This window comes from Roseicyclus sp., from assembly GCF_052168335.1.
Lineage (GTDB): Bacteria > Pseudomonadota > Alphaproteobacteria > Rhodobacterales > Rhodobacteraceae > Roseibacterium.
Genome location: NZ_JBQLZP010000394.1, coordinates 1 through 3668 on the forward strand (window position 1 = coordinate 1; position 3668 = coordinate 3668).

Consider the following 3668-nt stretch of genomic DNA (forward strand, 5'->3'; position numbering starts at 1 on the left):
TCGTCATGTGGTTCGGCTTCGGCTGGCAGTCCAAGGCGGCGGTCGTCGTCGCCATGGTCTTCTTCCCCATGCTGGTGAACTGCGTGCAGGGGCTGAAGGCCTCGGACGCGATGCAGCGCGACCTCATGCACACCTACGCGGCGAGCTACTGGCAGGGGCTCCTCAAGCTCCGCCTGCCGACCGCGATGCCCTTCGTCTTCAACGGGTTGAAGATCTGCACGACCCTTGCGCTCATCGGGGCGATCGTCGCCGAATTCTTCGGCTCGCCGGTCGTCGGCATGGGGTTCCGGATCAAGATCGAGGTTGGGCGCCTGGCCATGGACATGGTCTGGGCGTCTATTGCCGTGGCCGCGATGGCGGGGACGGCATTCTACGGGCTCGTGGCCCTGATCGAGCGGCGGCTGACGTTCTGGCACCCGTCGCAGAGAGGGGCCTGAGAAGGGGACGGCAACAAAAGAAGTCCAACCAGGAGGAAGACCTTGAACAAGATCATGACGACGGCGCTGGCGGCGGGCCTGGGGCTCGGCGGTGCGGCGCAGGCGCAGGACACGGTGAACCTGCAGCTCCAGTGGGTCACGCAGGCCCAGTTCGCGGGCTATTACGTGGCGCTGGAGAACGGCTACTACGAGGAGGAAGGCCTCGACGTGAACATCATGCCGGGCGGCCCGGACATCGCGCCGCCGCAGGTTCTGGCCGGTGGCGCGGCCGACGTGATGCTGAACTGGATGCCCTCGGCGCTCGCCGCGCGCGAGGCGGGTCTGCCGGTGGTGAACATCGCCCAGCCCTTCGTGCGCTCGGGCCTGATGCTCTCGTGCTGGGCGGATGTCGGCATCGAGGAGCCCGCGGACCTCGCGGGTCACACGGTGGCGCACTGGTTCTTCGGCAACGAGTATCCGTTCCTGTCGTGGATGGCGCAGCTCGGCATCCCGGTGGACGGGTCCGAGAACGGCATCACGCTGCTGCAGGCGGGCTTCAACGTCGACCCGCTCCTCCAGCGGCAGGCCGACTGCATCTCGACGATGACCTACAACGAGTACTGGCAGATCATCGACGCGGGCATTTCCCCCGAGGAGCTGATCACCTTCAAGTACGAGGATTACGGCGTCGCCACGCTCGAGGACGGGATCTGGACGCTCGAGCAGAACCTCGAGGACCCGGCCTTCGTCGACAAGATGGTCCGCTTCGTGCGCGCCTCGATGCGCGGCTGGGCCTGGGCGGCGGAGAACCCCGACGAGGCGGCGATGATCGTGCTCGACTACGACGAGACCGGCGCCCAGACCGAGGAGCACCAGCTTCGCATGATGCGCGAGATCGGACTTCTGGTGGAAGGCGGCGACGGGCGCCTCGACGAGGCGGCCTACCAGCGCACGGTGGACACGCTGCTGGCCGGCGGCTCGGACCCGGTGATCTCGGCGGTGCCGGAGGGGGCCTTCACCCACGTCATCACCGACGCGGCGCTCGCCGACTGAGACGGGCCTGACGGGCAGGGAACGGCCCCGGCGGCGACGCCGGGGCCGTTTCACATATCAGACCCTGATGTCCAGTTCCTTCGGCCCGGGCGCCTCCAGCTCCTCGAGGAGGTCGGACATCATGGGCACGGGCGTGTCGCGCGCCTCGTCGAAGTCGCCCACCTCGCGCAGGTGCAGGGCGGGGACGCTCAGGCCCTTGACCGGCGGCGGATCGGGCGGGATCTCGGGGACATGCCTGCGCCCGTCGCGATGCGGGGCCATCTGGGCCTTCTCCGAGGCCTCTGCCTGCGCGACGGCGGCGCGCCCGAGCTCCGGCTGCGGCCCGGCGCTCGGCACGGCGCCCTCGACGCCCGCGCGTTGGACGTTGCCCGGCGCGGTCTGCCAGGGGAGGTTCATGCTTCCTGAAGGTGCGGTCGGTGTCAGCATCACCAGCGCTCCAACTCACGGAGCCCCCAACCACGACCCATATTTGCCACAAAAGCCCTTCCGAATCAAGAGGGTCTCGAAAAGTCTCCGCAATCTCCGCTTTCCCGCCCCGGTCCGGGCGTCTCAGTCGAGGATGACGATTCCCGTCTGTTTCGACTTGTGTTCGGGCTCGACATGGATGGTGACGCGCACGTCGGGCACCGCCCGCGCGATCCCCGCCTCGACCCGGTCGCAGATCTCGTGCGCGTCGAAGACGCTCATGTCGCTCGGCACGACGAGGTGGAACTCGACGAAGGTGGCGCTTCCGGCGTGCCGCGTGCGCAGGTCGTGCGCCTCCACCGCGCCGTCCGCCTCGGCCGAGATCGCCGCCCGGATGCGGGCCAGCGTCTCCTCGGGCACGGCCTCGTCCATCAGGCCCGAGAGCGATGCGCGCACCAGGCGCGAGCCCGACCAGAGGATGTTGACCGCGACCAGCGCCGCGAGGATCGGGTCGAGCACCCACCAGCCGGTGAGAACGGCGAGGAGCACGCCCACCGCCACGCCCACCGAGGTCACCACATCGGCCCAGAGGTGCCGCCCGTCCGCCGCGAGCGCGGGCGAGCGGTGCCGGCGCCCCTCGCGGACGAGCACGAAGGCCCAGACGGCGTTGAGCGCTGTCGCCACGCCGTTCACGAGAAGCCCCTCGAAGGGGGCGTCGATCACGCGGGGGCTCAGGAAACCCGCCCAGGCCTCGCGCAGGATGAACAGCGCCGCGACGATGATCATGACGCCCTCGAGCACCGCGCTGAAGAACTCCGCCTTGTGGTGGCCGAAGTTGTGCTCGGCGTCGGCGGGGCGCGCGGCGACCCGGATCGCGACCAGCGCCGCGAAGGCCGTGGCGAGGTTCACCGTGCTCTCGAGCGCGTCCGAGAGGAGCGCGACCGACCCCGTCAGCCACCAGGCCAGCACCTTGAGGCCGAGCACGACCGCGCCGACCACGAGGCTTCCGATGGCGATCCTGAGCACTGCGGACATGGCGGTCCCCTTGGGATGCGCCGCACTTAACGGCCCGGGGGCGGTGGCTCAAGCGCCCATGTCCGCCGGTTGGTGGGGGAGGGGGCGGACCCCCTCCCGTCGTGGCCTGCGAGAGGTGCCTCCCGCCGGGCGTCAGCCCTTGTTCATGCGGTTGGCGATGAGCTCGTCCACCACCGCGGGTTCGGCCAGCGTCGAGGTGTCCCCGAGCGCGCCGAAGTCGTTCTCGGCGATCTTGCGCAGGATGCGGCGCATGATCTTGCCCGAGCGCGTCTTGGGCAGGCCCGGCGCCCACTGGATGAGGTCCGGCTTGGCGATGGGACCGATCTCGGTCCGCACCCAGGTCTCGAGCTCCTTGCGGAGCGCGTCCGACGGCTCGATCCCGCGCATCAGCGTGACATATGCGTAGATGCCCTGTCCCTTGATCGGGTGCGGATAGCCGACCACGGCCGCCTCGGCGACCTTGGCGTGGGCCACGAGCGCGCTCTCGACCTCGGCGGTGCCCATCCGGTGCCCGGAGACGTTGATGACGTCGTCGACCCGGCCGGTGATCCAGTAGTAGCCGTCCGCGTCCCTGCGGCAGCCGTCGCCCGAGAAGTAGTAGCCCTTGTAGTCCGAGAAATAGGTCTTCTCGAAGCGCGCGTGATCGCCCCAGACGGTGCGCATCTGGCCGGGCCACGAGTCCTTCAGGCAGAGGACGCCCTCGGCCTCGGTCGCCGTGATCTCCTGCCCGGAATGCGGATCGAGCACCACCGGCACGAC

At 69.4% G+C, this 3668-nt stretch carries 5 protein-coding genes; 2 read left to right on the forward strand and 3 right to left on the reverse strand.

The genetic code is table 11. From position 1 onward, the window contains the following. Together ACTS11_RS12055 and ACTS11_RS12060 are read left to right on the forward strand one after the other, a co-directional pair. The coding region (locus ACTS11_RS12055; protein WP_442640560.1) for an ABC transporter permease at positions 1–437 on the forward strand (437 nt) is incomplete at its 5' end. A gap of 54 nt (positions 438–491) precedes the next feature. Further along, a complete protein-coding gene (locus tag ACTS11_RS12060) occupies positions 492–1469 on the forward strand; it encodes an ABC transporter substrate-binding protein (RefSeq protein WP_442640564.1) in 978 nt (325 codons plus the stop codon). Between the two features lie 57 nt (positions 1470–1526). Here ACTS11_RS12060 and ACTS11_RS12065 read toward each other — a convergent pair whose 3' ends face one another. The 3 genes from ACTS11_RS12065 to ACTS11_RS12075 form a co-directional block, all read right to left on the reverse strand. Beyond that, positions 1527–1895, reverse strand: a complete 369-nt coding sequence (locus tag ACTS11_RS12065) for a hypothetical protein (RefSeq protein WP_442640561.1) — start codon at positions 1893–1895, stop codon at positions 1527–1529. A 123-nt stretch (positions 1896–2018) separates the two neighbouring features. Then, the gene (locus ACTS11_RS12070; RefSeq protein WP_442640562.1) at positions 2019–2909 is read right to left on the reverse strand and encodes a cation diffusion facilitator family transporter; all 891 of its coding nucleotides are present in this window, start codon (positions 2907–2909) and stop codon (positions 2019–2021) included. A 132-nt stretch (positions 2910–3041) separates the two neighbouring features. After that, positions 3042–3668, reverse strand: a 627-nt coding sequence (locus ACTS11_RS12075; RefSeq protein WP_442640563.1) for an AMP-binding enzyme, incomplete at its 5' end; no start/stop codon positions are given.

Coding starts and splice junctions, on each gene's coding strand:
- ACTS11_RS12060 (WP_442640564.1), top strand. CDS start 492: ATGACGACGGCGCTGGCGGCGGGCCTGGGGCTCGGCGGTGCGGCGCAG.
- ACTS11_RS12070 (WP_442640562.1), bottom strand. CDS start 2,909: ATGTCCGCAGTGCTCAGGATCGCCATCGGAAGCCTCGTGGTCGGCGCG.
- ACTS11_RS12065 (WP_442640561.1), bottom strand. CDS start 1,895: ATGCTGACACCGACCGCACCTTCAGGAAGCATGAACCTCCCCTGGCAG.